Source organism: Micromonospora qiuiae (genome assembly GCF_016863555.1).
GTDB classification, from domain to species: Bacteria; Actinomycetota; Actinomycetes; order Mycobacteriales; family Micromonosporaceae; genus Micromonospora; species Micromonospora qiuiae.
Map to the genome: position 1 here is coordinate 96,291 of NZ_BOPC01000017.1, position 25,325 is coordinate 121,615.

Annotated in this window: 21 protein-coding genes, 1 tRNA gene and 2 pseudogenes; 6 read left to right on the top strand and 18 right to left on the bottom strand. The window is 72.0% G+C overall.

From position 1 onward, the window contains the following. Positions 1-141: 141 nt before the first annotated feature. Both Vqi01_RS07155 and Vqi01_RS07160 read right to left on the bottom strand, forming a co-directional pair. Positions 142-756: a hypothetical protein gene (locus tag Vqi01_RS07155; protein ID WP_204033772.1), complete on the bottom strand. Its 615-nt coding sequence runs from the start codon at positions 754-756 to the stop codon at positions 142-144. A gap of 30 nt (positions 757-786) precedes the next feature. After that, positions 787-870, bottom strand: a tRNA-Tyr gene (locus Vqi01_RS07160). A gap of 150 nt (positions 871-1,020) precedes the next feature. Between Vqi01_RS07160 and Vqi01_RS07165 the strand changes: the two genes are divergently transcribed. Then, complete coding sequence (locus Vqi01_RS07165) at positions 1,021-1,515, top strand: YajQ family cyclic di-GMP-binding protein (protein WP_204033773.1); 495 nt, start codon at positions 1,021-1,023, stop codon at positions 1,513-1,515. A 432-nt stretch (positions 1,516-1,947) separates the two neighbouring features. Continuing rightward, on the top strand, positions 1,948-2,091 hold the full coding sequence (locus tag Vqi01_RS07170) for a hypothetical protein (RefSeq protein WP_204033774.1): 144 nt from the start codon (positions 1,948-1,950) through the stop codon (positions 2,089-2,091). Between the two features lie 124 nt (positions 2,092-2,215). Here Vqi01_RS07170 and Vqi01_RS07175 read toward each other — a convergent pair whose 3' ends face one another. The 8 genes and pseudogenes from Vqi01_RS07175 to Vqi01_RS07210 all read right to left on the bottom strand — a co-directional run. Then, positions 2,216-3,478, bottom strand: a complete 1,263-nt coding sequence (locus Vqi01_RS07175; RefSeq protein WP_204033775.1) for an MFS transporter — start codon at positions 3,476-3,478, stop codon at positions 2,216-2,218. Positions 3,479-3,638: 160 nt separating this feature from the next. Further along, the gene (htpX, locus tag Vqi01_RS07180; RefSeq protein ID WP_204033776.1) at positions 3,639-4,508 is read right to left on the bottom strand and encodes a zinc metalloprotease HtpX; all 870 of its coding nucleotides are present in this window, start codon (positions 4,506-4,508) and stop codon (positions 3,639-3,641) included. A gap of 107 nt (positions 4,509-4,615) precedes the next feature. Beyond that, a complete protein-coding gene (locus Vqi01_RS07185) occupies positions 4,616-6,079 on the bottom strand; it encodes an NADH-quinone oxidoreductase subunit N (protein ID WP_204033777.1) in 1,464 nt (487 codons plus the stop codon). Between the two features lie 25 nt (positions 6,080-6,104). Beyond that, entirely contained in the window at positions 6,105-7,634 is a 1,530-nt protein-coding gene (locus tag Vqi01_RS07190; protein WP_204033778.1) for a complex I subunit 4 family protein, read from the bottom strand. A gap of 40 nt (positions 7,635-7,674) precedes the next feature. Continuing rightward, positions 7,675-9,657, bottom strand: a complete 1,983-nt coding sequence (locus Vqi01_RS07195) for an NADH-quinone oxidoreductase subunit 5 family protein (protein ID WP_204033779.1) — start codon at positions 9,655-9,657, stop codon at positions 7,675-7,677. Further along, positions 9,654-10,046 (bottom strand): NADH-quinone oxidoreductase subunit NuoK, encoded by a 393-nt coding sequence (nuoK, locus tag Vqi01_RS07200; protein WP_204033780.1) that lies wholly within the window; start codon positions 10,044-10,046, stop codon positions 9,654-9,656. Before nuoK ends, Vqi01_RS07195 begins: the two co-directional genes overlap by 4 nt. Continuing rightward, positions 10,043-10,585: an NADH-quinone oxidoreductase subunit J family protein gene (locus Vqi01_RS07205; protein WP_204033781.1), complete on the bottom strand. Its 543-nt coding sequence runs from the start codon at positions 10,583-10,585 to the stop codon at positions 10,043-10,045. Before Vqi01_RS07205 ends, nuoK begins: the two co-directional genes overlap by 4 nt. A 152-nt stretch (positions 10,586-10,737) precedes the next feature. Further along, a pseudogene (locus tag Vqi01_RS07210) lies at positions 10,738-11,388 on the bottom strand (NuoI/complex I 23 kDa subunit family protein); the annotation flags it as partial. Between the two features lie 331 nt (positions 11,389-11,719). Between Vqi01_RS07210 and Vqi01_RS07220 the strand changes: the two are divergent. Then, entirely contained in the window at positions 11,720-12,790 is a 1,071-nt protein-coding gene (locus Vqi01_RS07220; RefSeq protein WP_204033782.1) for a glutathione S-transferase family protein, read from the top strand. 326 nt (positions 12,791-13,116) lie between these two features. Here Vqi01_RS07220 and Vqi01_RS07225 read toward each other — a convergent pair whose 3' ends face one another. Together Vqi01_RS07225 and Vqi01_RS07230 are read right to left on the bottom strand one after the other, a co-directional pair. Next, entirely contained in the window at positions 13,117-14,079 is a 963-nt protein-coding gene (locus Vqi01_RS07225) for a complex I subunit 1/NuoH family protein (RefSeq protein WP_204033783.1), read from the bottom strand. Between the two features lie 284 nt (positions 14,080-14,363). Then, a pseudogene (locus tag Vqi01_RS07230) lies at positions 14,364-14,960 on the bottom strand (NADH-quinone oxidoreductase subunit C); the annotation flags it as partial. Positions 14,961-15,093: 133 nt separating this feature from the next. Here Vqi01_RS07230 and Vqi01_RS07235 point away from each other — a divergent pair. Next, the gene (locus Vqi01_RS07235; protein ID WP_204033784.1) at positions 15,094-16,140 is read left to right on the top strand and encodes a glucose 1-dehydrogenase; all 1,047 of its coding nucleotides are present in this window, start codon (positions 15,094-15,096) and stop codon (positions 16,138-16,140) included. Positions 16,141-16,146: 6 nt separating this feature from the next. On the opposite strand, the gene Vqi01_RS07240 is transcribed toward Vqi01_RS07235, so the two are convergent. From Vqi01_RS07240 to Vqi01_RS07255, 4 genes are read right to left on the bottom strand one after another with little or no spacing between them, the layout of a single operon-like run. Further along, a complete protein-coding gene (locus Vqi01_RS07240; protein WP_204033785.1) occupies positions 16,147-16,707 on the bottom strand; it encodes an NADH-quinone oxidoreductase subunit B in 561 nt (186 codons plus the stop codon). A 58-nt stretch (positions 16,708-16,765) separates the two neighbouring features. Next, a complete protein-coding gene (locus Vqi01_RS07245) occupies positions 16,766-18,241 on the bottom strand; it encodes a pyridoxal phosphate-dependent decarboxylase family protein (RefSeq protein ID WP_204033786.1) in 1,476 nt (491 codons plus the stop codon). Beyond that, positions 18,238-19,830, bottom strand: a complete 1,593-nt coding sequence (locus Vqi01_RS07250) for an MFS transporter (protein ID WP_239098231.1) — start codon at positions 19,828-19,830, stop codon at positions 18,238-18,240. Before Vqi01_RS07250 ends, Vqi01_RS07245 begins: the two co-directional genes overlap by 4 nt. 32 nt (positions 19,831-19,862) lie before the next feature. Further along, the gene (locus tag Vqi01_RS07255; RefSeq protein ID WP_204033788.1) at positions 19,863-20,177 is read right to left on the bottom strand and encodes an MGMT family protein; all 315 of its coding nucleotides are present in this window, start codon (positions 20,175-20,177) and stop codon (positions 19,863-19,865) included. Positions 20,178-20,238: 61 nt separating this feature from the next. On the opposite strand from Vqi01_RS07255, the gene proB reads away from it, so the two are divergent. After that, a complete protein-coding gene (gene proB / locus Vqi01_RS07260) occupies positions 20,239-21,366 on the top strand; it encodes a glutamate 5-kinase (RefSeq protein ID WP_204033789.1) in 1,128 nt (375 codons plus the stop codon). A gap of 67 nt (positions 21,367-21,433) precedes the next feature. Continuing rightward, positions 21,434-22,678: a glutamate-5-semialdehyde dehydrogenase gene (locus tag Vqi01_RS07265; protein ID WP_204033790.1), complete on the top strand. Its 1,245-nt coding sequence runs from the start codon at positions 21,434-21,436 to the stop codon at positions 22,676-22,678. Between the two features lie 433 nt (positions 22,679-23,111). On the opposite strand, the gene Vqi01_RS07270 is transcribed toward Vqi01_RS07265, so the two are convergent. Further along, positions 23,112-23,942, bottom strand: a complete 831-nt coding sequence (locus Vqi01_RS07270) for a prenyltransferase/squalene oxidase repeat-containing protein (RefSeq protein ID WP_239098241.1) — start codon at positions 23,940-23,942, stop codon at positions 23,112-23,114. A gap of 144 nt (positions 23,943-24,086) precedes the next feature. Then, positions 24,087-25,307 (bottom strand): adenylyltransferase/sulfurtransferase MoeZ, encoded by a 1,221-nt coding sequence (gene moeZ, locus Vqi01_RS07275; RefSeq protein ID WP_204033792.1) that lies wholly within the window; start codon positions 25,305-25,307, stop codon positions 24,087-24,089. Positions 25,308-25,325 lie beyond the last annotated feature (18 nt).

Here is a 25,325-nt window from a genome sequence, read left to right on the forward strand (position 1 = left end):
AGCGAGTGTCCCGCCAACTACATGCCATCAGCGTTGTCCCTCCATCGGTTGAGGTGTTCGGCGTCAGGCTGGGCTCAGCCGGACTCGGCTAGCTCAACGAGGACGGCCCACGATAAGCAAACTCCAAAGCCGCGTGGACCTTTATCGCCGCGACCGCAACTCGCCGCCGATGACCGGTCCGGTGAAGGTGGGCGGAACGTTCGGCAGGGGCGACACAGGCCCAGCAGCCTGCCGACGGCGCCGGTCGGATCGGCCCGTGAGCCAGATGATCAGCGTCATCACGGCAACGGCGGAGATTGCGAAGAAGACCCAGCCGGCGATCGGGTGCCAGCCGCGGCCGAGGCCCAACGACACGAGAATGAGCGCCGGGATGGCGTAGACCGCACCGACGTACTGCAGCGGGAGGTTGTAGAGGGTGTGCCGATCGTGCCAGACCCGGCCCTGTGGGGTACGGGTGCTGTTGAGCAGCCAGCCCAGCGGCGCTGTTACCAGCACGGACAGCCCGACGAAGATCGGTCCGAACAGCGCGACGCGGGCCTCCATGCTGGCGTCCACCAAGGACAGCAGCCAAAGGCTCCCCGCGAAGGCAGGCACCACTGGCAGGAGCCCGAGCCAACCCAGACCCGTCCAACGCACAATCATCGTCACGTCCCCCGAAGAACGCCACTGGCGAAAGCGCACATCATACGGGGGCAGGTTGGGGCCGAGGTGCTCCGCGAACCGCCGGACAAACGAAAAACAACCCCTGATCAGCATTTCTGCTGGTCAGGGGCCGTTCTTCGCACCTGGTGGCGGGTAGAGGATTCGAACCTCTGTAGCTTTCGCGACGGATTTACAGTCCGCTCCCATTGGCCGCTCGGGCAACCCGCCAGGGCGTACCACCGCACCGACGGCGCGGCAGCGAAGCAAGGATAGCGGCTTCCCCCGTGGGGGTCGCAACCGGGTACCGTCAGGGTGTCGCACCCCTGGTCATCCAGGGGCAAAGGATTACAAACCCAGCCGGACAGCAGGAGCATGAGCATGGCAGCGAACCCGTCGTTCGACATCGTGAGCAAGGCCGACCGCCAGGAGGTCGACAACGCCCTCCGCCAGGCGGAGAAGGAGCTCGCGACGCGCTTCGACTTCCGGGGCACTGGTGCGGAGATTTCCTGGTCGGGCGAGGAGGCGATCAGCCTCCAGGCCGAGACGGAGGAGCGCGTGCGAGCCGCGCTGGAGGTGTTCAAGGAGAAGCTGATCAAGCGGAACATCTCGCTGAAGTCGCTGGACGCCGGTGACCCTCGGCCGTCGGGCAAGATTTTCAAGATCGACGCCAAGGTGGTGCAGGGCATCGACCAGGAGAAGGCCAAGGCGATCAGCAAGAAGATCCGCGACGAGGGCCCGAAGGGCGTCCAGGCCCAGATCCAGGGCGACCAGCTGCGCGTGACCGGCAAGAAGAAGGACGACCTCCAGGCCGTCATCGCGCTGCTCAAGGCGGAGGACTTCGGCGTCGCCCTCCAGTTCACCAACTACAGGTAGGGCCAGCTAGACGAGTTGAACGAGTAACAGCGACCGGCAATAGGTCGTGGTGGCGAGATTCAGGCGTGGTGGCCGCTGCGCTGGGGATGCGGAGGCACGGGTTGCGGCATCTCGGGGTTTGCCGGTGTCCAGGGCGGGCACGGATTGCGGCATGTCGGCGTATCCCGGCCTTTGGCTGGCACGGGTTGCGGGGTGTTGGGGTTTCCGGGCCGGTTGAGACCGCGAGTTGCGGTATCCCGTGACAGGCGCCGCGAGTTGCGGTATCCCGTGACAGGGGCCGCGACTTGCGGTGCCCCGTGACAAAGGCCGCGACCTGCGGTGTCCGGTGCGGCGGTGCCGGTCGCGAACGTGCTTTCATTGTCCGGCGGCCTGACGTGCCAGGGCCCCGATCCCGCCGCTACCGTCCTATTGCCGGTCGCTCGTGCTCGGCTGGTGCACCCTGCGACCGCCGCCAGCTCGCCGACGAACTGGTTCGGCGTCGACGTGGAATCTTGTCGACGCCGAACCAACCGATGGCGAGCCTGCCGCTGGCAACTGCCCTTCGGGCAGTACGCCGAGCAGTGGTTGCGCCCCTGATCAGCGCCCGAAGATCAGCAGGAGCACCACGGTCACGATCGCGCTGATCAGGATCGAGGCCAGGCAGCCCAGCCGGTTCGAGAAGAAGAGGAACACCGTGCCGGTATACCCACCCGGCGCGCGGTCAGACCGGGGTCGGGGCTTCGACGCGTACCTTGGTGGCGGCTTCCGCGCGGGCGATGGGGCCGGCGGGTAGGGCAGCGACCCCGGCCCCGACGGCGACCGCCGCACCAGCGAAGAGGAAGGCCCAGGGCACTCCGCCGCCGTGGTCGATGATCAGCCCGGCGGTCGCTCCGCCGGCGGCGCTGGCGCCGACCGACATGGTCACCACCCAGGTGTACGCCTCGTTCAGCATGCCGGCCGGCGAGATCCGCCCGACCAGGGTGTTCTCCAGGGTGAGTGCCGGGGCGATGGTGGCCCCGCCGATGATCAGCGCGACGCCGAGCGCGGCTGGCGTGGGCATCAGGGCGAAGACGGCGAAGCTGCCCGCGAGCCCGGCGAGCAGCCAGGAAAACTGGCGGGTCATGTTGCTGGCCGGTCGCCGCAGCCCGAACCAGAAGCCGCCGATGGCGCTACCGATCCCCCAGACGGCCAGGAGCAGGCCGGCGAGGCTGTCCGGGTCGTCGGGGGTGTAGCGGGTGGCGAAGGCCGGCACGGTCACCCCGGCCACCCCGAAGGCGATGCCGAGGCTGGCCACGCAGAGCAGCAGCGCCGGGAAGCCGGGCACCCGCAGCGGTCCCAACCCGCGCGTGCGGTGCTCGCCGGGGTGCGGCTGCCACCCGCGCATGGCCCGGCCCAGCGCCACCGCCACGGTGCCGACCAGGGTCACCACCGCAGCGCCGATCAGCGCCGCGCCGGCGTCGGCAAGCAGGACGAACCCGGCCACGAGCAGGGGCCCGAGCACGAAGACGATCTCGAACAGGGTGGTCTCCGCGGCGAGCGCGGTGTTGCGCAGGTGGTACCGACCGGAGGCGACGCTGGTGAGGTCGTTCCAGGCGCCCCGGATCGCGGCGGTCATCGGAGGGTACGACCCGCCGGCCAGCGCGGCGGCCAACAGGACCACGGCGAAGGGTGCGGTGTCGGAGCGCGCCGACCAGAGCAGCCCGACCAGGGCCAGCGGGTGGGCGACCGCGGTGGCGAGCAGCACCGGGGTGGGACCGATCCGGTCGGCGATCCGGCCGGCCACCGGGCTGAGCGCGGCTCCGGAAAGGGCGTAGGCGCCACCGGCCAGGGCTGCCAGCGAGTATCGCCCGGTGACCTGTTCCACCACGAGCAGCAGCGCCAGCGGCGTCATGCCGATGCCGAGCCGGCCGATGATGCCGGTCACCAGCAGCATCGGAGCGCCCGGGAGCTGCCAGACGGCCAGATACTGGCGCAGCCCAGCCACGGTGACCTCCAGGGATGTAATGGGTGAGAGCGGTTTGAACCCTAACGCCCCGGCCACTGGGCGCAACCGGGTTCAAGGTGTGCCGAAGGCAACTTCGCGGCACACGGCACCGCCCGCGCCGAGGCGAAGTCGGCGCGGGCGGCGGATGTGGTTGACCGGATCAGCGCTGGTAGCGGACCGGGCCGGTCTGGCGGGCCATCTGCTCCAGCCGGGCCACGCGCTGCTCCATGGGCGGGTGGGTGGCGAAGAGCGCGGCCACGCCGCCGCCCTTGAACGGGTTGGCGATCATGAGGTGCGCGGTGCTGGTGAGCTGGCCCTCGGCCGGCAGCGGCCGACGCTGGGCCCCCATGTGGATCTTCCGCAGGGCGCTGGCCAGGGCCAGCGGGTCACGGGTCAGTTCGGCGCCCGAGGCGTCCGCCTGGAACTCCCGGCTCCGGCTGATCGCCAGCTGGATCACGGACGCGGCGATCGGGCCCAGGATGATGGTGAGCAGCAGCACGACCGGGTTCGGGCCGTCCTCGTCGCCGCCTAGCGGGATGAACAGGGCGAGGTTCGCCAGCATGGTGATGATGCCGGCCAGACCGGCCGCCACGCTGGAAATGAGGATGTCCCGGTTGTAGACGTGTGACAGCTCGTGCCCGATGACGCCCCGCAGCTCGCGGTAGTCGAGGATCTCGACGATGCCCTGCGTCACGCAGACCGCGGCGTTCTGCGGGTTGCGCCCGGTGGCGAACGCGTTGGGCTGGTCGGTCGGGCTGACGTAGAGGCGGGGCATCGGCTGCCGGGCCTCGGCGGCCAGTTCCCGCACCATGTGGTACAGCTCGGGGAACTGCGCCTCGCTGACCGGTTGCGCCCGCATCGCGCGCAGTGCCAGTTTGTCGGAGTAGAAGTAGGTGACGCCGTTCATCACCAGCGACACGAGTACGGCGATGACCAGTCCGCCACTGCCACCGAACCAGTAGCCCACCGCCAGGATCAACGAGGTGAGCAGGCCGAGCAGTGCGGCGGTCTTGAGACGGTTGTGGTGCACGATCACTCCTTCGGTGCACGGATGCCAGGATCCGCTGACCGGTACAACAACACCGGTACCCCTCAACCATCCGTCCAATGACTGAGAGTTACCTGAGTGACAGTCGCTCAACTTCCGGCGAGATCGAGCACCAACTGCGGCGCGAAGCCGACGATCACGGCCAGCACGGTTGCCACCGCCAGCGCCCCGGCCACCGCGCGGGCCGGCCGGGCGAGGGGGGCCACGCCGTCGTCGGCCGGGGCGTACAGCAGCGCGGCGAACCGGAGGTAGTAGGCCAGACCGATGACCGCGTTCACCGCCACCACCAGGGCCAGCCAGCCGGCGCCGCCGTCGAGCAACGACCGCACCACCGTCACCTTGGCGAAGAGTCCAGCCAGGGCGGGTGGCAGGCCGGCCAGCCCGATCAGCGCGAACGCGAGGGCGGCACCGACCCACGGATGCCGGCGGGCAGCGCCCCGCAGCTCCTCCAGTCGGCCGCCGTCCGCGTTCGCCGGGCGCAGGGCCACCACGCCCGCGAAGGCCGCCAACTCCAGCAGCACGAAGAAGACGGCGTACGCCAGGGCGGCAGCGTACGCGCCGGTGCGGGCGTCGGCGTCGGCCAGCGCCAGGGCACCGAGCGGGGCGAGAATGTAGCCGGCCTGGGCCACCGAGGACCAGGCCAGCAACCGCACGGTACGCCGCTGGCGCAGCGCCACCAGGTTGCCCACGGTCATGGTCAGCGCGGCGACCAGCGCCAGCACCGGCCCGGTCACGCCCTGCGGCAGCGCGAACTGCACGACGGCCAGCAGGGCGACCACGCCGCCGAGCTTCGACGCGGTCGACAGGTACGCGGCCACCGGCAGCGGTGCCCCGTCGTACGTGGCCGGGGCCCAGGCGTGGAACGGCACCGCCGCCACCTTGAACGCCAGCCCCGCCACCAGCACCGTCACCGCGACCCCGGTCAGCGGCAGGTCGAGCAGCTCCGGGCGGTCGGCCAGCGTCACGCCCAGCCGCTCCAGGTGCAGCCCACCGGTGACCGCGTACAGCAGCGCGGCACCGAGCAGGGCCAGCGCGGTGGCCACCACGCTCACCACGAAGAAGGTCATCGCCGCCTCGGCGCTGGTTGGACTGCCCCGGCGCAGCCCGACCAGGATGTACAGCGGCAGGGTGAGGGTCTCCACCGCCACGATCAGGGTGATCAGGTCACCGGCCGCGCCGAGCACCACGCCGCCGGTCATCGAGCAGGCGAGCAGGAAACAGAACTCCCCCACCGGGGTTCCGCCGGCCCGCAGCAGCGGCCCGGACAACGCCAGCACCCCGAGGGCCAGCAGCGCCACCAGCGCGGCGACCAGCGCCGCCCGGCCACCGAAGACGTACGAGCAGTCGGGGCCGACGCAGAAGGTGCGGCGTTCGTCACCGGCCCCGACGGCCGCCGCCCCGACCGCGGTGGCAACCGCACCGGTGGCCGCCGTGGCCACGGTGGCCGCCGGCCGGGCCAGCAGCAGGTCGACCAGGAGCGCCAACACTGCCGTTCCGGCGGCCAGGTACGCCGGCAGCAGCGCCACGCTGTCGACGCTCTGCGCCATGCTCACGCCCACCTCCGGTCGACCGTCCCCGTCATCGCAGCACCTCCACTAAGGCGTGCACCGGCGCCTCGGCGACGCCGAGCACCAGGGTCGGTGCCAGCCCGACGGCCAGCGCGAGCAGCACCAGTGGCGTCCAGGCGGCCAGTTCGGCGCCGGCCAGCCCCGGCCGCAGCCCGACGAGCACTCGGCTCGGCCGGCCGTGGGTCACCCGGCGCAGCAGCCGGAGCAGGTACGCCGCCGTCAGCGCCCCGCCGAACGCGGCCAGCACCGCCAGGGTGATCCAGAACGGGCCGCCCGACTCGACGGCGGCCACCACGGCGAACGCCTCACCCCAGAAGCCGGCCAGCCCGGGCAGGGCCAGCGAGGCGATCGCCGCAAAGGCGAGCAGCCCGGACAGCCGGGGCGCGGTCTCCCGCAGCCCGGACAGTTCGCCGAGCTCGCCGGTGTGGGTCCGGTCCTTGATCGCACCGGCCAGGAAGAAGAGCAGGCCGGTGATGATGCCGTGGGCGACGTTGCCGATCAGCGCCGCCTGGATGCCGGTGGCGGTCAGCGTGGCGATCCCGAGCAGCACGAAGCCCATGTGCCCCACGCTGGAGTACGCGATGAGCCGCTTCAACTCGGTCTGCGCCAGGCAGACCAACGAGCCGATCAGGATGGCCGCGACGGCGAGCACCCCGAGCACCGGTGCCGCCCAGCGGGCACCGGAGGGGGCCACCCCGACGGCGACCCGGATCAGGCCGTACGTGCCCATCTTGAGCAGCACCCCGGCGAGCAGCACGCTGCCGACGGTGGGGGCCTGGGTGTGTGCGTCCGGCAGCCAGGAGTGCAGCGGCCAGAGCGGGCTCTTCACCGCGAAGGCGAGCGCGAGCAGCACGAACGCGGCGAGCTGGGTGTGTCGGGACAGCTGCGAACCGCCGGTCAGCGCGACGATGTCGGCGGTGCCGGCAGCGGCCACCACGACGTAGACCCCGACCAGCAGCAGCACCGAGCCGAACAGGGTGTAGAGGGCGAACTTGCGCCCCGCCCGGCGGCGCGCCTCGACCGCCGCCGCGTCGGTGCCGTCGCCGCCCCAGCCGACGATGATCGCGTACATCGGCAGCAGGACGACCTCGAAGAAGAGGAAGAACAGCACCAGGTCCAGGGCGAGGAAGGTGCCCAGGATGCCCACCTCGACCACCAGCAGCAACGCCACGAGGGCCCGCCCGCTGCCACCGGCCGGCACCCGCCACAGGCTGTAGCCGCAGCAGAGCAGCGTGAGCAGGGCGGTCAGCACCACCAGGGGCCAGGAGATGCCGTCCACCCCGAGGTGGAAGCGCAGGTCCAGCCCCGGCACCCAGGGCAGGTCGAGCGAGTGCCAGGGGCGTACAGCCGGTGGGGTCGGCCCGTAGACCGACCAGCCGCCCCGGTTGGCGAACAGCGCGAGTGCCGCGACCAGGGTCAGCGCGGCGGCGACCGTGCCGACCACCCGTGCGGCCCGGTCGCGCGGAACGGCCGCCACCGCCAGGGCACCGAGGGCCGGCACCGCGAGCACCGCGACCAGCAGGAACTGCCCGAGACTCATGCCGCCCCTCCGGTACTGCGCGCTGCCGGTTCGCCGAGGCTCATGAGGTGGCTCCGATCAGTGCCGTGGCCAGCCCGATCAGCAGGACGCCGGCGAGCAGCGCGGCGGCGGCGCGGGGCAGCGCCGCCCGATGCAGGGTGCCGAGCCCACCGCCGAGAGCGCGGGCACCTCGCCCGGTCCCGGTGGCCGCGCCGTCCACGACCCGCTCGTCGACGGCGCGCACGGTCCGGCCGAGCGCCGCCATCGGGCGTACCACCAGAGCGTGCTGGACGTCGTCGAGGCGGAACGCGCGGGCGAAGACCGGCCGCAGCGGACCCAGCGCGTCCGCCGGATCGGCGGCGGTGTCCCGCCGCCAGCCGGCCCAGGCGAGCCCGACCCCGAGCAGCAGCAGCGCCAGAGGCAGCAGCACCAACGGCCCGACGTGCATCAGTCTTGGTGCCCCCGGATCACCGGCCGCGCTCGACAGCAGCCGGTCGGTGAACCAGGGCCAGAATCCGGCCAGGCCGAGCAGCGCGGCCGGGACGGCGAGCAGCAACACCGGCCAGCGCAGCGGCACCGGCGGGTCGTGCGGCGTGGCCAGCGGGTCGCGGGCGGCACCGAAGAACGTACGCAGCAGCAGCCGGGTGGCGTACCAGGCGGTGATCGCGACACCGACCAGACCGGTGAGGAACACCAGCCAGCCGACCCATGCCGGTGCCGGACCGTCGCCGAGCAGGGCGTCCTCGGCGGCGGCGAGCACGCCCTCCTTGCTCCAGAAGCCGGACAGCGGCGGTACGCCGGCCAGCGCGCCCAGCCCGATCACCGTGCACCAGAAGGTGACCGGCATGCGGTGGCGCAGCCCGCCCATCCGGGACATCAGCGTCGTGCCGACGGCGTGGATCACCGCACCGGCGGCGAGGAAGAGCAGCGCCTTGAACGCGGCGTGGGTGAGCAGGTGGAACAGCGCGGCGGGCGGAGAGCCGACGGCCAGCGCCCCGGTCATGTAGCCGATCTGGGAGACCGTGGACCAAGCCAGCACCCGCTTGATGTCGTCCTGCGCGGTGGCGGCGAGCGCGCCGAGCAGCAGGGTCACCGAGGCCATCACCCCGAGCACCGCCAGCACGGTGGGGGTGGCCGCGAACAGCGGCCACAGCCGGGTGACCGCGTACACGCCGGCGGCCACCATGGTCGCGGCGTGGATCAACGCGGAGATCGGGGTGGGACCGGCCATCGCGTCGGGCAGCCAGGTGTGCAACGGGAACTGGGCGCTCTTGCCGGCCACCCCGGCGAGCAGCAGCAGACCGGCGGCGGTGAGCGTGGTGGTGCCGTGGTCGTGGGCGAGCACGTCGGCGATCCGGAAGCTGCCCGCCGAGACGCCGAGCAGCGCGATGCCGAGCAGGAAGCCGACATCGCCGACCCGGGTCACCAGGAACGCCTTCATCGCCGCCGCCGGGGCCTCCGGCAGTCGCCGGTCGTGGGCGATCAGCAGGTACGAGCAGATCCCCATCACCTCCCAACCGACCAGCAGCATGATCAGGTCCCCGGAGACCACCACCAGCAGCATGGCGGCGGTGAAGAGGCTGACCTGTGCCGCGTACGGCGGGTAGCGGTGGTCGACGTCCACGTCGTCGTGCGGGCCGCGCTTGAGGTAACCGATGGAGTAGACCTGCACGGCCAACGCGACCGCCGCGACCGCGACCGCGACCAGCGCGGCGGCGCCGTCGAGGCGTACCCCGAGGGTGACGGTGAGCCCGCCGAACCGAATCCAGGTGGTCGACGCCTCCGCCGGACCGTCCAGGGTCACCAGCAGGGCCACCGCCAGGGCGAGGGCACCGGCCGCGCCGGCCACTCCGAGACCGATGGCGACACGACGGGCGACACTCTCCTGCTCGATGGCGGCGGTCTGATCGGTGACGGCGGCCTGGCCGGTGGTAGCGGCCTGATCTGTGGCGGAGCGGCGCGGCGCGAGCGGCAGCAGCAGGCCGACCAGGCCGGCGGCCAGCGGTACGGCCGGCAGCAGCGCACCCAGCAGCGCAGTGCTCACCGCTTCCCCTCCGGTCCGGCCACCTCGGTGGCGGTGACTTCTCCGACGGCCCCGGCGACCGCCGGGACGGGTTCGTCAGCGCGGCGCTCGGTCAGCGGCACCTCGTCGATGGCGATGCTGGCCCGCATCCGGTAGAGCTGCAGCACGATCGCCAGCCCGACCCCGACCTCGGCGGCAGCCAAGACGATCACGAAAAGCGCGAAGACCTGGCCGCCGTGCGGCAGCAGCGCCTTCGCCGTGGTGTCGGCGGTGACCAGGATCAGGTTCACCGCGTTGAGCATCAGCTCGACGGCCATCAGCACCAGCACCGCGTTGCGTCGGCGCAGCACGCCGTAGACGCCGAGACCGAAGAGCAGGGCGGCGGTGACGTACGGGATGACCGGTCTCACCGTGCCGGCCTCCGTTCGCCGTCCGAGGTGCCTGTCGCCGGGCTGCGGCCGATGTCGGGGCGGGACAGCACGATGGCCCCGACCAGTGCCGCCAGCAGCAGCACCGACAGCAGCTCGAACGGCAGCACCCAGGCACCGAAAACCTGCTCACCGATGCGTTCGGCGGTGCCCGCCTGCGGCAGTTCCACCCTCGTCCAGCCGTACGCGTCGACCAGCAGCGCCGCCAGGCCCAGGCCGACCCCGCCGCCGATCAGCGTGGCCGGCCAACCCGGACGGTCCAGGTCGTCCGAGGCGCCGATCGGCGCACGGGTCAGCATCACGGCGAACAGCAGCAGCACCACGACCGCGCCGACGTAGATCAGCACCTGCACCCAGGTCACCAGCTCGGCGGTGAGCACGAGATACATGCCGGCCACAGCAACGAGGCAGACCACCAGGTAGAGCCCGGCACGGACCAGATGCCGCGTCGCCACCACCAGCACGCCCGCGCCGACGGCCACCGCGCCGAGGGCGAGCAGCAGCGCGTCCACGCCGGTCACGCGCGCGTACCTTCCTCGTCGCCGCCCTCGGCGGCACCCGCGCCGCCGGGCGCGTGGCCGGCTTCGCCAGCTTTGCCGCGATCCGTTCCTTGGCCACCGTCGCTGCCGCTGGGCGCGGGCGTGCCATCGTCACCGTCGCTGCCGCTGGGCGCGGGCGTGCCATCGTCACCGTCGCTGCCGGGCGTGCCGCCACTGGAGTCGGCGCGGCGCGGGGATGGGCGTTCGGGGCGTACCGCCGGGATGGTCGGGCGGGCGGCGGAGGCGGCGGGAAGGGCGGCCTTGCGCGCGGCGGCGGTCTCTTCCTTGGCCGGCTCGCCGTTGCGGTCGTGCGCGGGCGGCGGCGGTACGGTGACCATCCACTCGCCAAGATGGTCCTTGTCGTGCAGCAGGTCCTTGATGTCGTACTCGGCGTACTCGAACTCCGGCGACCAGTAGAGCGCGTCAAAGGGGCAGACCTCGACGCAGATGCCGCAGTACATGCAGAGCGAGAAGTCGATGTCGAACCGGTCGAGCACGTTGCGCTGCCGGGGGCGGGCGGCGCCGGGCACCGCCACCTCCTCTTTGTGCGAGTCGATGTAGATGCACCAGTCCGGACACTCGCGGGCGCAGAGCATGCAGACCGTGCAGTTCTCCTCCAGCAACGCGATCACCCCGCGCGAGCGGGGCGGCAGGTCGGGGGCCACATCCGGGTACTGCTGAGTGGTCGAGCGCCTCGTCATCGTCTTCAGCGTGACGGCCAGCCCCTTGACCAGGCCGCTGCCGGGCACGCCGCCCGCGTCACCCCGTTCGCTCATGTCGACCATCCTGCCCTGTGTGCACGGCGCGCGCGACCACGACCCGGGCTCAGCCGGTAGTACCGTGACCACGGGGAGAACGACCCATCGGAAAGGGCCCGCCAGATGACCGCCGCGCTGCACGACGACTTTCCGCACCTCTGGGTGCCGATCCTGGCCCACGCGGTGAGCAACGGTGCCCTGGTCGTGCTCGCCTTCGCCGCCCAGGCCGCCTGATCGCCGCTTCCGGCCCAGTCACCAGCGGTTCGGCTCGGTCAGCAACGCTTTCTGCTGAGCCGCCGGGCAGCCGATCAGCGATGATGGGACCCGAACGGGAGCTGGCACGGGCAAAGGCGGGGCGATGACGGAGAGCAACAGCGCGGACCGGAGGCAGACCGGCGGGAAGTACGTCGAGCCGGGCGGCGAGTTCAACCGGGATCAGCGGTACATCACCACCCGGATCACTGCCGACGGGCGGGACGGCTATCCGGTCGAGCCCGGCCGGTACCGGCTGGTGGTCAGCCGGGCCTGCCCCTGGGCGAACCGACTGATCATCGTACGCCGTCTGCTCGGGCTGGAGGAGGCGATCTCGATGGCGGTCGCCGGACCGACCCACGACGCCCGGAGCTGGACCTTCGACCTCGACCCCGACGGGCGGGACCCGGTGCTCGGCATCGAGCGCCTTCAGGAGGCGTACTTCGCCCGCTACCCCGACTATCCGCGCGGGATCACCGTGCCGGCCATCGTGGACGTGCCGACCGGGCAGGTGGTGACCAACGACTACGCCCAGATGAGCCTGGACCTGTCCACCGAGTGGACCGCGTACCACCGACCCGGCGCCCCGGACCTGTATCCGGAGCATCTGCGGGCCGAGATCGACGAGGTCAACGCGGTCGTCTTCCGCGACGTCAACAACGGCGTCTACCGGTGCGGCTTCGCCGGCAACCAGGGGGCGTACGACAAGGCGTACCGCCGGCTGTTCGACCGGCTCGACTGGCTCAGCGAACGGCTCGCCGGGCAGCGGTACCTGGTCGGTGACACGATCACCGAGGCCGACGTACGGCTGTTCACCACGCTGGTCCGCTTCGACCCGGTCTACCACGGACACTTCAAGTGCAACCGGAGCAAGCTCACCGAGATGCCGGTGCTCTGGGCGTACGCCCGGGATTTGTTCCAGACCCCCGGCTTCGGTGACACGGTCGACTTCGACCACATCAAGCGGCACTACTACGAGGTGCACCGGGACATCAACCCGACCGGCGTGGTGCCCCTCGGCCCCGACCTGTCGAACTGGCTCACCCCGCACGACCGCGAGACCCTGGGCGGTCGCCCCTTCGGCGGCGGCACCCCACCCCCACCGCCCCCGCCCGCCGAGCGCGTCGATCCCGCCCACACTCCCCTGGGCTCCGGCGGCGCTGGTGATCGAGGTTAAGCATCCCGTCAAGAATCTAGTCGGTCGCTGAAGCTTCTGGTCAGCGGCAGCGCCGCCGACCAGGTCCTCAACCCTGTTCGTGGCCGCTTTGCTCTGCTTCAACCTACGCAACGGTTTACTGAAGTGAATCTTGGACCCGGAAGGCCCCTGCCTCGGCAGAAAGTGTCCAAGATCGCCTACTCTGACCCGCTTCATCAGCGCCGTGGGGCCGGAGCCTCCCTCGACCAGCCGATGTTCTCCTGTTAGCGACAGAACCTCTGGTCAGGTGTTAAGAAGGGGCCCTTCCTATACCGCAGGCGTTAAAAGGGGGCCCTTCCTTACATTCCTTACATCGCAAGGCGGACGGCGGCGGTTAGTACCAGTTGGGCGAGGGCGGTGGGGACGAGGACCAGCCAGCAGAGGCGTTGGAGCTGGTCCGCGCGGAGGCGGGGGTAGGCGACCCGGAGCCAGATGATCAGGAAGCTGACGGCGGCCACCTTGAGCACGGTCCAGAGCCAGCCGAGTTGAGCGTCGGCGAAGGGACCCTGCCAACCACCGAGGAAGAGCACTGTGGTCAGCGCGGCGATCACCACGATGCCGACGTACTCGGCCAGCAGCAGGAACGCGAACCGCAAGCCGGTGTACTCGGTCAGGTATCCGAAGACCAACTCCGAGTCGGCCACCGGCATGTCGAACGGCGGCCGGCGGATCTCGGCCAGGCCGGCCAGGAAGAAGACCACCATCGCCGGGGCCTGCCAGATCAGCCACCAGGGCCGCCACGCCTCGACGATGCCGGAGAGGCTCAGCGTGCCGGCGGCCATCGCCACCGACGCGGCGGCCAGCACCAGCGGCAGCTCGTAGCCGAGCAGCTGGGCGGCGCCGCGTAGCCCGCCGAGCAGGCTGTACTTGTTGGCCGAGGCCCAGGCCGACATCAGCACCGCCAGCACGCCCACGCCGACCACCGCCAGCACGTAGAACAGGCCGACGTCCAACGGCTGCCCGACCAGGTCGTTCGGGCCGAGCGGGATGACCAGCAGGACCAGCAGGTACGGCAGGAGCGCCACCGCTGGTGCCAGCCGGAACACCGGCCTGTCCGCCGCCCGCGGGGTGATGTCCTCCTTCTGGACGAACTTCACCCCGTCGGCGATCAGCTGCGCCCAGCCGTGGAAGCCGCCCGCGTACATCGGGCCGAGCCGACCCTGCATGTGCGCCATCACCTTGTGCTCCGCCTGCCCGACCAGCAGCGGAAGGACGAGGAAGGCGACCAGCACCCCGCCGATCCGGATCACCAGCTCCAGCCACAGCGGCATCAGGGCGTACCTCCGTCGTCGGCCCGCTCGGTCGCCGCCGGCCCCCTCTGGGACGGCCGGTCGGCCGGCGGGCCGGAGCGCGCAGGGCCGTCGCCGGGCCCGCCGGTCGCGCCGGGCAGCGGACCGCCGTCCGCCGCGGCGGACCCTTCTCCCGCCGGGGCAGGGCCCTTTCGAGCCGGGCGGGCAGGGCCTTCCGCCGCCGGAACGGGCGCTTCCCGAGCCGGGCGGGCGGGCCGCTCCCGAGCCGGGCGGGCCGGCACGCCGCCACGTGGTCCCTCCCCGACGCCGCCCGCCCCGGCCGGCGTGGGCGTCGTGCCCCACTCTCCCGGCGCGGGCACGCCCGGCGGTCGGATCGGCCGTCGACCCCCACCGGCCTCCGACTCGCCCGGCTCCTTCGCCCCCGGCCAGGGCTTGGCCACCCGCGAGGCGAGCACGAACTCCTTGCGTAGCGGGTGCCCCTCGAATTCTGGCGGCAGCAGCAACGGCCGCAGGTCGGCGTGGCCGGCGAAGTCGATGCCGAACATCTCGTGGGTCTCCCGCTCGTGCCAGGCGGCACCCGGGAACACATCCACCACGGACTCGACCGTCGGCGTCTCGCGCCGCACCCGCGCACGCAGCAGCACGCCGTGCCGGTGCCGGGTGGACCAGAGGTGGGCGACCACGTCGAAGCCACCGGCCAACTCGTCGACCGCGGAAAGCCAGTCGAAGTAGTCGCAGGCCAACTCGGCGTCGTCGCGCGCGGCCAGCAGCGCCGCGCGCCAACCCTCGCAGGGTACGTCGACGGTGGCCCGGGAGTGGGCCTGACCGCCGGAGACCGTCGCGGCGGCCTCGACGGGCGCGAGCAGCGCGACGAGCCGCTGGCCGACCTCTTCCGGTGTCATGCCGCTGATCCTATGGCCGACCACGGCGAAACGCGGTGCCCCGGGGGCGCGCAGGCGACGGTCGGACGTACGCGCACGGGTGGAGATGTTGACTTTGCCGGTGGTGGCCGGCGTCGGTCGTCAGGATGGGACGGTGCGCGCTGTGACTGTCATTCCCGGGGTACCGGGTTCGCTGCGGCTGCTCGACGACTACCCGGAGCCGGCCACCGACGAGGGCGCCATCCTGGTGGAGGCCCTGGCGGTGGGGATCTGCGGCACCGACATCGAGATCATCGAGGGGCATTACGGCGAGGCGCCACCCGGCACCGACCACCTGGTGCTCGGGCACGAGTCGCTGGGCCGGGTCGTGGAGGATCCGACCGGCACCTTGCAGCCCGGCGACCTGGTGGCCGGGATCGTCCGACACCCGGACCCGCTGCCCTGCCCGAACTGTGCGGTCGGCGAGTGGGACATGTGCCGCAACGGCATGTTCACCGAACACGGCATCAAAGGGCTGCCCGGCTTCGCGCGCCAGCGGTGGCGCGTTCAGCCGCGCTTCGCCGTCGGGCTCCACCCGGCGCTGCGCGAGGTCGGCGTGCTGCTCGAACCGACCAGTGTGGTGGCCAAGGCGTGGGAGCACATCGACCGGATCGGCCAGCGGGCGGAATGGCAACCGCAGACAGCATTGATCACGGGTGCCGGGCCGATCGGCCTGCTGGCCGCGTTGCTGGCCAGTCAGCGGGGACTCGCCGTGCACGTGCTCGACCTGGCCACCGAGGGCCCGAAGCCCGCGCTGGCCGGTGCGCTCGGCGCGACGTACCACTCCGAGCCGGTCGACCAACTCGACTTCGAGCCGGACATCATCGTCGAGTGCACCGGCGCGCCGGTCGTCGTGCTGGAGGCGATGTGCAAGGCCGCTCTGAACGGGATCGTCTGCCTGACCGGCGTCTCCACCGGCGGGCGGACCATCGACTTCGACGCGGGCGCCCTCAACCGGACCCTGGTGCTGGAGAACAACGTCGTCTTCGGTTCGGTCAACGCCAATCGGCGACACTGGGACGCTGCCGCCGACGCGCTGGCCCGGGCCGACCACGCCTGGCTCGGCTCGCTGATCACCCGCCGGGTGCCGTTGTCGGACTACGCCAGGGCGTACTCCCCCAGCCCCGATGACATCAAGGTGGTCCTCGACTTCACCGCCTGAGCCGGCTCAGGCGGTCGGTGGGCGCACGGGTGGTGCGGTGAGCGAGGCGGTCGAGCGGGGTGAAACGTCGACCGGCGAAGCGAGCAGGTCGGGGCGGGACACCCCGCCGACGCCGGACTGCTCGGCGGCGATCTTCTCCTGCAACCGGAGGATGCCGTGCAGCAGCGCCTCCGGCCGGGGCGGGCAGCCCGGCACGTAGACGTCGACCGGGATGAGCTGGTCGACTCCCTTGGTCACCGAGTACGAGTCCCAGTACGGGCCGCCGCAGTTGGAGCAGGCGCCGAACGAGATGACGTACTTCGGCTCGGGCATCTGGTCGTAGAGCCGCTTGATCGCCGGGGCCATCTTGTCGGTGACCGTGCCGGAGACCACCATCAAATCGGCCTGCCGTGGCCCGTGCGCGAACGGGATCACCCCGAGCCGCATGAAATCGTGGCGCGACATGCTGGTCGCGATGAACTCGATGGCGCAGCAGGCCAGCCCGAAGTTGAAGACCCAGAGCGAGTAACGCCGGCCCCAGTTGAGCACGAACCGGATCGGCTCGCCGAGCACTGCCGGCAGCTGCACCTCGAGCCTCCCTCATCTGTCCCGATGAACAGTCAATCACAGCACCTGCGCGCCCGAGCTACCACGTTGGGCGTTGCAGCAACCCGACGAACTCCACCAGCAGCCGTTCCCGCAACCGGACCGGAGCGGCGTCGAGCAGGGTGTTCACCACCGCCATCCGCTCCGGCGGACCGGGACGGCCGGCCAGGCCGAGCCCGTCGGCCAGTCCGCCGACCAGTTCCGGCGTGAGTCTCTCCGGGGTGAGGCTGCCGGCGAGCGCCAGCAGTTCCGGCGGCAGCACCACCGGACCGTGGGCCCGTGCCGCGGCCGCCGCGTCGGCCAGGATCGGCCCGAACTCCGCCGCCCGGGGCGCCACCGCGGCGGTCACCGTAAGGTGCACGCTGCGCGGCAGGCCGGCGTACGCGAGCTGGGGCTGGGTGTGCCAGCCGAGCGCAGTCAGCTCGTCGACCAGCACGAAGAGGTCCAGATCCGGGTCGGTCGACGTGAGGCAGACCACCGTCGACTCCGGCTCGGCCACCAGCCGCAGCCCGTCGACGCCGCGTACCGCGTCGGCCAGTTCCCGCACCGCCGTCCAGGTCCGGCGGGTCAGCTCCAGGTAGCCGTCGTCGCCGAGGTGTCGCAGGGTGGCGTACGCGGCGGCGATCGGGCCACCGGAACGGGTGGAGGAGATCACCGGGTTGACCATGGTGTAGCCGGGCCAGTCGGCGTACGCGAAGTACTGCGGTGCCCGCAGCCCGGGATCGCGGTGCAGCAGCACCGAGACGCCCTTCGGGGCGTACGCGTACTTGTGCAGGTCGACGGAGATCGAGGTGACCCCGGGCACGGTGAAGTCGAACGCGGGCACCGGCACGCCGAGGCGGCGCAGGTACGGCAGGGTCCAGCCACCGAAGCAGGCGTCCACGTGGCACCGCACCCCGGCCGCGGCGGCCACCTGCGCGATCTGCTCGACCGGATCGACGACGCCGTGCGCGTACGACGGCGCGGAGCAGACCACCAGGACCGTCTCCGGCCGGATCGCCGTGGCCATGTCGGCGACCGCCGGCCGCAGCGTGATCGGGTCCAGACGCACCGGATCGAGTTCCACCCGCAGGTAGTGCGCCGCTTTGGCGAACGCGGCGTGGGCGCTGGCCGGCACCACGACCCGGGGCACGTCGATCTCCGGCCGGGCGTCCCGGGCGGCCTTGACGGCCAGGATGAGCGACTCGGTGCCGCCGCTGGTGATGCTGCCGACCACCTCCGGCGCACTCGTGCCGGGCCCGCCGCCGAGGAGGCGCCCCGCTGCACCGACCAGCGCGTTCTCCATCGCGAGCAGGGAGGGAAAGGCCGTCGGGTCGAGCCCGTTGACGTGGGCACTTTCGGCGTACGCGGCAGCCGCGAGCTCGTCCAGCCCCGCCACCCCCGGGTCGTACACATACGCGAACAGCCGCCCCCCGTGCGTGGGCCGATCCAACCCCCGCAGTTCCCGGATCTCCCCCAGCACCCGCTCGGCGGACATCCCGTACGCGGGCAGCCCGGCCCCGCTCTCGTCGATCATGGACTTGTGGTCCCCTTTCCGTACTGCTTCGCGGCTTTCGTCCCGACCACAACTCCATGATCGGCGGCGGCGTGAAGGGTGGTGGGGAGGGTGGCGAGGCGGGCCTCGGTGAGGTCGTAGGGGCGCAGGAGAAGAGTGGCCAGCCCGATCAGGAGGGCGGGTAGCACGGTGAAGCCGAGCAGCACGCCGAGGCGGGCGGTGTCGGACTGGGCGACGGCGGTCCCGGTGGTGGAAGAGACGTAGCCGGTGACGGCGAGCACGAGCCCGTAGATGCCGGGGCCGAGGGCCAGCCCGAGGGTCTCGCCAGCCGTCCACAGCCCGGTGAAGACGCCGGCCTGTCGACGCCCGGTGCGCGCCGTGTCGTACGCGATGCAGTCCGGCATCATGGCCAGCGCGAAGACCTGCTGCCCGGCGTACCCGACGCCGATCGACGCGACCAGCAGGTAGATCACGGACGCGGGCAGCAGCGGCGCGGCGACCAGGGCCAGCCCGCCGGCGGCCAGGATCAGCGACGCGGCCACCAGCCCGGCGAGTTTGCCCAGCCGGGCGCCGACCCGGGACCAGAGCGGCATCACCACCAGGGCCGGGCCGACGAAACAGACGAACAACAGGGTGGGCCCGGTCGCCGAGTCGTTCAGGATCTGGTCGGCGAAGTACTGGACCCCGGCGAGGATCGTCGCCACCCCGGCGGACTGCACCACGAAGCAGAGCAGCAGCGCCCGGAAGGGCCGGTTGCGGCCGGCCACGGCGAACTGGGCGCGCAGGCTGGGCTCGCTCTCCCCGATGGTGCCCTGCGGAGCGGACCGGGTGCCGAGGAATGCCCCGACCGCGCCCAGCGCGATCAGCGCCGCGACGAAGAGACCCATCCAGCGGTGCCCCGGCACGCCCCCGCCGGCCGCGTCGCGCACCAGCGGGGCCACCGCCCCGGAGACCAGGATGGCCAGTGCCAGGAGCGCGATCCGCCAGGTCATCATCCGGGTACGTTCGGCGTAGTCGCTGGTCAGCTCAGCCGGCATCGCCACGTACGGCACCTGGAAGAAGGCGAACGCGGTGGCGGTGGCCAGGAAGGCGACCGTCACGTACGCGGCGGCGGCGGGTCCGGCGCCGAACGGCGCGGCGAAGATCGACCCGAACAGCACGGCCAGCGCCAGCCCACCGATCAGCAGGTACGGCCGGCGGGCACCCCAGCGGGAGCGGGTGCGATCGGAGATCCTCCCGGCCACCGGGTTGACCAGCACGTCCCACGCCTTCGGCAGCAGCACCAGCAGGGCCGCCAGCCCGGCGGCCACGCCGAGGGTGTCGGTGAGGTACGGCAGCAGCAACAGCCCCGGCACCGTGCCGAACGCCCCGGTGGCCAGCGAGCCGAGGGAGTATCCGACGTGCACCCTGCACGGCAGCAACCCCGGTGCGGCGGCCACCGCTGGGGCACCCGGCGCGGTCGGCGCTCCGACGGAACGCCCTGGCGTGCCCCCGGTCGGCGAGCCGACGGGTCGCACTGGCGTGCCCGCGCCCGTCCCGGACGGGAGGCCCGGCCGCGCCGACGGGTCAGCGGCGGGTGGTGAGCCGGATCCGCCCGGCGGCGCGGTCATGGAGCCGAATCTTACTCACGTTATGTCGTCGGTCACATCGACTCACCGGGCCACCAGCTGGCTGCCCGCATGTCCACCCGGTCCTGCCGCAGCGGCGTCCCCTCGGCGAGCCATCGCGCCCGCGCCTCGGCCGCGAGCCCGGGAGGCATGCCGCCAGCGGCGTTCACCACCCGGTGCCAGGGCACGCCGCCACCGTGCCGGGACATGATCGCCCCCACCAGCCGGGCAGAGGTTCGCCCGGAGTCCTCGGTCAACGCGTCAGCGACCGCGCCGTACGACATCACCCGGCCGGGTGGGATTCGGTCAACCAGGCCCAGCACTGCCTCGACGTACTCCTCAGGTGTCACAGCTGGCCAGAGTATGGGAGGGGAGGCGGGGATTGCTGCGGCGACGACGCAGAATAGGCGGGTGCGTGACGCAGTCACGACGGCCCGACGGGTCGTCGTCAAGATCGGATCATCCTCGTTGACCACCACCGGTGGAGGGCTGGACGACGAGCGGCTCGACGCCCTCGTCGACGCCCTCGGCACGAGTACGCCCGGCGGCGACCCCGCAGCCGACGGGCGTGAGGTGGTGCTCGTCTCCTCCGGGGCGATCGCCGCCGGCCTGGCCCCACTCGGGTTGAACCGGCGACCGCGCGACCTGGCCACCCAGCAGGCCGCCGCCAGCGTCGGTCAAGGGCTGCTGATCGGGCGGTACGCTGCGGCCTTCGCCCGACACGGCCGTACCGTCGGCCAGGTGCTGCTCACCCTCGACGACGTGACCCGGCGGGCGCACTACCGCAACGCGTACCGCACCCTGCGGAAGCTGCTCGACCTGCGGGCGGTGCCGATCGTCAACGAGAACGACACGGTCGCCACCGAGGAGATCCGGTTCGGCGACAACGACCGGCTGGCCGCGCTGGTGGCCGCGCTGGTCGACGCCGACCTGCTGGTGCTTCTCTCCGACGTCGACGCGCTCTGGACGGGCGACCCGGCACGCCCCGGCTCCGACCGCATCGCCGAGGTACGCGACGAGGCCGACCTGGCCGGCATCGACATCGGCGGCAGCGGCCGTTCGGGAGTCGGGACCGGCGGCATGGTGACCAAGGTCGAGGCGGCCCGGATCGCCACCGGGTTCGGCATTCCGGTGGTGCTCACCTCCGCCGCCCAGGCCGTCGCGGCGCTGGCCGGCGAGCCGGTCGGCACCTTCTTCCACCCCAGCCTCCGCCGGCCGGCCGCCCGGCTGTTCTGGCTCGCCCACGCCACCTCGCCCCGGGGGCGGCTGCACCTCGATCCCGGTGCGGTCGCCGCCGTGGTGGACCGGCGCAAGTCGCTGCTGCCAGCCGGGATCACCGCCGTGGACGGGGCGTTCACCGCCGGGGATCCGGTCGACCTGGTCGACACCTCCGGCGCACCGGTGGCCCGAGGGCTGGTCAACTACGACGCGGTCGAGCTGCCCGGCCTGCTCGGGCGCTCCACCGCCGACCTCGCCGCGGCGCTCGGCCCGGCGTACGAACGAGAGGTCGTCCACCGCGACGACCTGGTACTGCTGTAAGCAGGGGCCCCCTTTTAACGCCTGGTGTATTAAAAGGGGCCCCTCCTAACACCGTGAGGAGCATGGGATGAGCGTGAGCGAGCAAGCCCGCCGGGCGCGTACGGCGGCGGAGGCGCTGGCCGTGGCGACGCGTACCGTCAAGGACGCCGCGCTGCACGCGATGGCCGACGCGCTGGTGGCGCGTACCCCCGAGATCGTGGCCGCGAACGGCGCGGACCTGGCGGCCGGACGCGAAGCCGGGCTGAGCGCGGCAATCCTGGACCGGCTCGCCCTCGACGAGGGCCGGGTCGCCGACATCGCCGACGCGCTGCGCGAGATGGCCGCGCTGCCCGACCCGGTGGGCGAGGTACTCCGCGGCTCGACCCTGCCCAACGGGCTGGAGCTGCGACAGATCCGAGTGCCCTTCGGCGTGGTCGGCATCATCTACGAGGCTCGGCCGAACGTCACCGTGGACGCCGCCGGCATCTGCCTGAAGTCCGGCAACGCGGCGCTGCTGCGCGGCTCCTCCTCGGCCGCGCACTCCAACGCGGCGCTGGTGGCGGTGCTGCGGGACGCGATCGCCGATGCCGGCCTGCCGGCGGACGCCGTGCAGCTGCTCGACGCCACCACCCGCGACTCGGTCAAGGAGCTGATGCGGGCACGGGGCCTGGTGGACGTGCTGATCCCGCGCGGCGGCGCGTCGTTGATCCGGACCGTGGTCGAGGAGTCGACCGTGCCGGTGATCGAAACCGGAGTGGGCAACTGCCACGTCTACGTGGACGCCGCCGCCGACATCGGCAAGGCCGTCGCAATCACGCTCAACTCCAAGACGCAGCGGCTGTCGACCTGCAACACCGCCGAGTCGCTGCTGGTGCACGCGGAAATCGCCGACGCATTCCTGCCGCCGGTGCTCGCCGCCCTCGCCGAGACCGGGGTCACCGTGCACGGCGACGCCCGGGTGGCCGCCTACTCCGACGCGGTGGTCGCCGCCACCGACGAGGACTTCGCCACCGAGTACCTCTCCGCGGACATTGCCGTCGCCGTCGTCGACTCGCTCGACGCGGCGGTCGGGCACATCCGGCGGTACGGCAGCGGCCACACCGACGCGATCGTCACCGACTCGCAGTCGGCGGCCCGGGAGTTCGTGGCCCGGGTCGACTCGGCGGCCGTGATGGTGAACGCCTCGACCCGGTTCACCGACGGCGGCGAGTTCGGCTTCGGCGCCGAGATCGGCATCTCCACCCAGAAGCTGCACGCCCGCGGCCCGATGGGCCTGCCCGAGCTGACCAGCACCAAGTACGTCGTCACCGGCGACGCCCACCTACGCGGCTGAGGTGCAAGGTGTAAGGAAGGGCCCCCTTTTAACGCCTGGTGCATAGCAGGGGGCCCCTTCTAACAACATCGCGGCGCCGACCCGTGCGGGCGGCGCGACGCGGCAGGGCGCCGCCCGGGGCGCCAGGGTGCGGCGCGGCAGAGCCCGGGGCGCGGCAGAGCCCGGGGCGCGGCGGGGCGCGACCTATGCGGGCGGGGACGGGGCCTCCGGTGGGCGGCCGGCGGCGCGACGGGCGTCCGTGACGGCGACGCCGAGCAGCACGACGACGCCCGCAGCAGCGGCGAGCAACAGCGGGCCGAAGAGCAGCGGTGGTGCCAGCAGGACCAGGGCACCGATGCCACGACCCGACCGCGCGGCGGGCGGCGGGCGGCGGGCGGCGGGCGGCGGGCGGCGGGCGGCGGGCGGCGGGCGGCGGGCGGCGGGCGGCCGAGGATCAGCGGAAGGCGCGGATCACGGCCAGGGTGGCGTGCACGTCGAACTGGTGGCCGTCGTCGCTGTCCCACCCGCCGTCGCTGCGCTGCGTCTCGGCCAGCCGGCGACGGGCGGCCACCATCGTCCACTCCTGGTCGTCGACGCCGACCCGGCGCAGGGTCGCGGCCAGCCAGGCTGCGTCCGCCGGAGAGATCTTCGGCATCCGCTCGGCGAGAACCGCCTTCATTCGCGCGGATTCGTAGAACATCTGCTGCCGATGCAGCACGGCCGCGCTCAACCAGCCTGCGGCAAGGAAGGACGGCCAGCTTCCGTCGGGACGCAGCTGGGCGGCGAGCGCCTGCGCGGCGCCGTGCACCACCCCGGCGTACGCGCCGCCGACGCGGTGGTCCAGCGGCCCGGCGGCACGCGCGTCCAGCCCGGCCACGGTGAGCCAGAAGGCGGCGTTGGCGGTGAGGTAGAGCCGTGCCTCCGGGTCGCCCGGCCGTGCCCACTCGGGGGCGGTGCCGGCCAGCGCCTCGTCCTCCTCCCAGCAGCCGTCGCTCCGCTGGGCGGCGGCGAGCCAGTCCAGCGCCCGCCGAGCCGCGGGGCGGCCCAGTGCGCCGAGGTCGTCCAGTTCGACCAGCCGGAAGCAGGTGGCGTCGACCGAGGCGACGTCGCTGTTCCAGGTCGCGGGCCAGCCGCCATCGGAGGATTGGCCGATTTCCGCTTTGTCGAGCGCCTCGGGGGGCGCCGGGGTGCCGGTGCGCAACCAGGAGAGGCGGGCACGCTCCACCGCGTCTCCGTGCGCCACCACGAACCCGATCGCGGCGTCGATGTCGACCACGGCGGTCAGGCTACCGGCGAGAACGTCATTCCGCCTCGGTTCTTCGGGCGGGCGGACCGGCCTGTCGGCGGGGTTGAGCAGGGCGTCGAGGCGGGTTGTTAAGAAGGGGCCCCTTCTCTACCGCAGGCGTTAAGAAGGGGCCCTTCCTTCACATCAGTACTCGGGGAGGGAGGGGTCGATCTGCTTGATCCAGGAGAGCACGCCGCCCTGGACGTGGACCGCGTCGCGGAAACCGGCCGCCTTCAGCGCGGCGAGCGCCTCGGCGGAGCGGACGCCGGACTTGCAGTGCAGCACGATCTGCTTGTCCTGCGGCAGCTTGGCCAGCGCCTCACCCGAGATGATCTCGCCCTTCGGAATCAGGGTCGAGCCGGGGATGCGAACAATCTCGTGCTCGGCCGGTTCCCGTACGTCGACGAGGAAGATGTCCTTGTCGGCGTCCTGCCACTCCTTCAGCTCGGCCGCGGTGATGGTCGCGTCGACCACCGCCTCCTGCGCCTCGACGGACACCGCACCGCAGAAGTCCTCGTAGTCCTCCATCAGGTCGGTGAGCGTGGCGTTCTCGCCGCAGAGCACGCAGTTCGGGTCCTTGCGTACCTTGATCTTGCGGTAGCTCATCTCCAGGGCGTCGTAGACCATCAGCCGGCCGACCAACGGCTCGCCGATGCCGGTGAGCAGCTTGATCGCCTCGTTGACCTGGATCGACCCGATCGAAGCGCAGAGCACGCCGAGCACGCCACCCTCGGCGCAGGAGGGGACCATGCCGGGCGGCGGGGGCTCCGGGTAGAGGCAGCGGTAGCAGGGACCGTGCTCGGCCCAGAACACCGACGCCTGGCCGTCGAAGCGGTAGATCGACCCCCAGACGTACGGCTTGCCGAGCAGCACCGCGGCGTCGTTGACCATGTACCGGGTGGCGAAGTTGTCGGTGCCGTCGAGGATCAGGTCGTACTGGGCGAAGATCTCGCGGACGTTCTCCCGGTCCAGCACCGTGTTGTGAATCACGACGTCGACCAGCGGGTTGATCTCGCGAATGCTCGCCGCGGCCGACTCGGCCTTCGGGCGGCCGATGTCGGAGACGCCGTGGATGATCTGCCGCTGGAGGTTGGACTCGTCGACGGTGTCGAAGTCGATGATGCCGAGCGTGCCCACCCCGGCGGCGGCCAGGTACAGCAGGGCCGGCGAGCCGAGGCCCCCGGCACCGACACAGAGCACCCGGGCGTTCTTCAGCCGCTTCTGGCCCTCCACACCGACATCGGGGATGATCAGGTGGCGCGAGTAGCGGCGGATCTCGTCAACGGTCAGCTCGGCGGCGGGTTCGACGAGCGGGGGCAACGACACGGTGAACTCCCCGGGATCGATGTGACAGGCAACCGCCATTGTTGCTCGCCGAGGTGC

Excerpts from the sequence above, each read along its gene's own strand:
- moeZ (WP_204033792.1), bottom strand. The coding sequence starts at position 25,307 with ATGGCGGTTGCCTGTCACATCGATCCCGGGGAGTTCACCGTGTCGTTG.
- Vqi01_RS07265 (WP_204033790.1), top strand. The coding sequence starts at position 21,434 with ATGAGCGTGAGCGAGCAAGCCCGCCGGGCGCGTACGGCGGCGGAGGCG.
- Vqi01_RS07225 (WP_204033783.1), bottom strand. The coding sequence starts at position 14,079 with ATGCCGCTGTGGCTGGAGCTGGTGATCCGGATCGGCGGGGTGCTGGTC.
- Vqi01_RS07220 (WP_204033782.1), top strand. The coding sequence starts at position 11,720 with ATGACGGAGAGCAACAGCGCGGACCGGAGGCAGACCGGCGGGAAGTAC.
- Vqi01_RS07245 (WP_204033786.1), bottom strand. The coding sequence starts at position 18,241 with ATGATCGACGAGAGCGGGGCCGGGCTGCCCGCGTACGGGATGTCCGCC.
- Vqi01_RS07155 (WP_204033772.1), bottom strand. The coding sequence starts at position 756 with ATGCTGATCAGGGGTTGTTTTTCGTTTGTCCGGCGGTTCGCGGAGCAC.
- Vqi01_RS07250 (WP_239098231.1), bottom strand. The coding sequence starts at position 19,830 with ATGACCGCGCCGCCGGGCGGATCCGGCTCACCACCCGCCGCTGACCCG.
- Vqi01_RS07165 (WP_204033773.1), top strand. The coding sequence starts at position 1,021 with ATGGCAGCGAACCCGTCGTTCGACATCGTGAGCAAGGCCGACCGCCAG.
- Vqi01_RS07190 (WP_204033778.1), bottom strand. The coding sequence starts at position 7,634 with ATGAGTCTCGGGCAGTTCCTGCTGGTCGCGGTGCTCGCGGTGCCGGCC.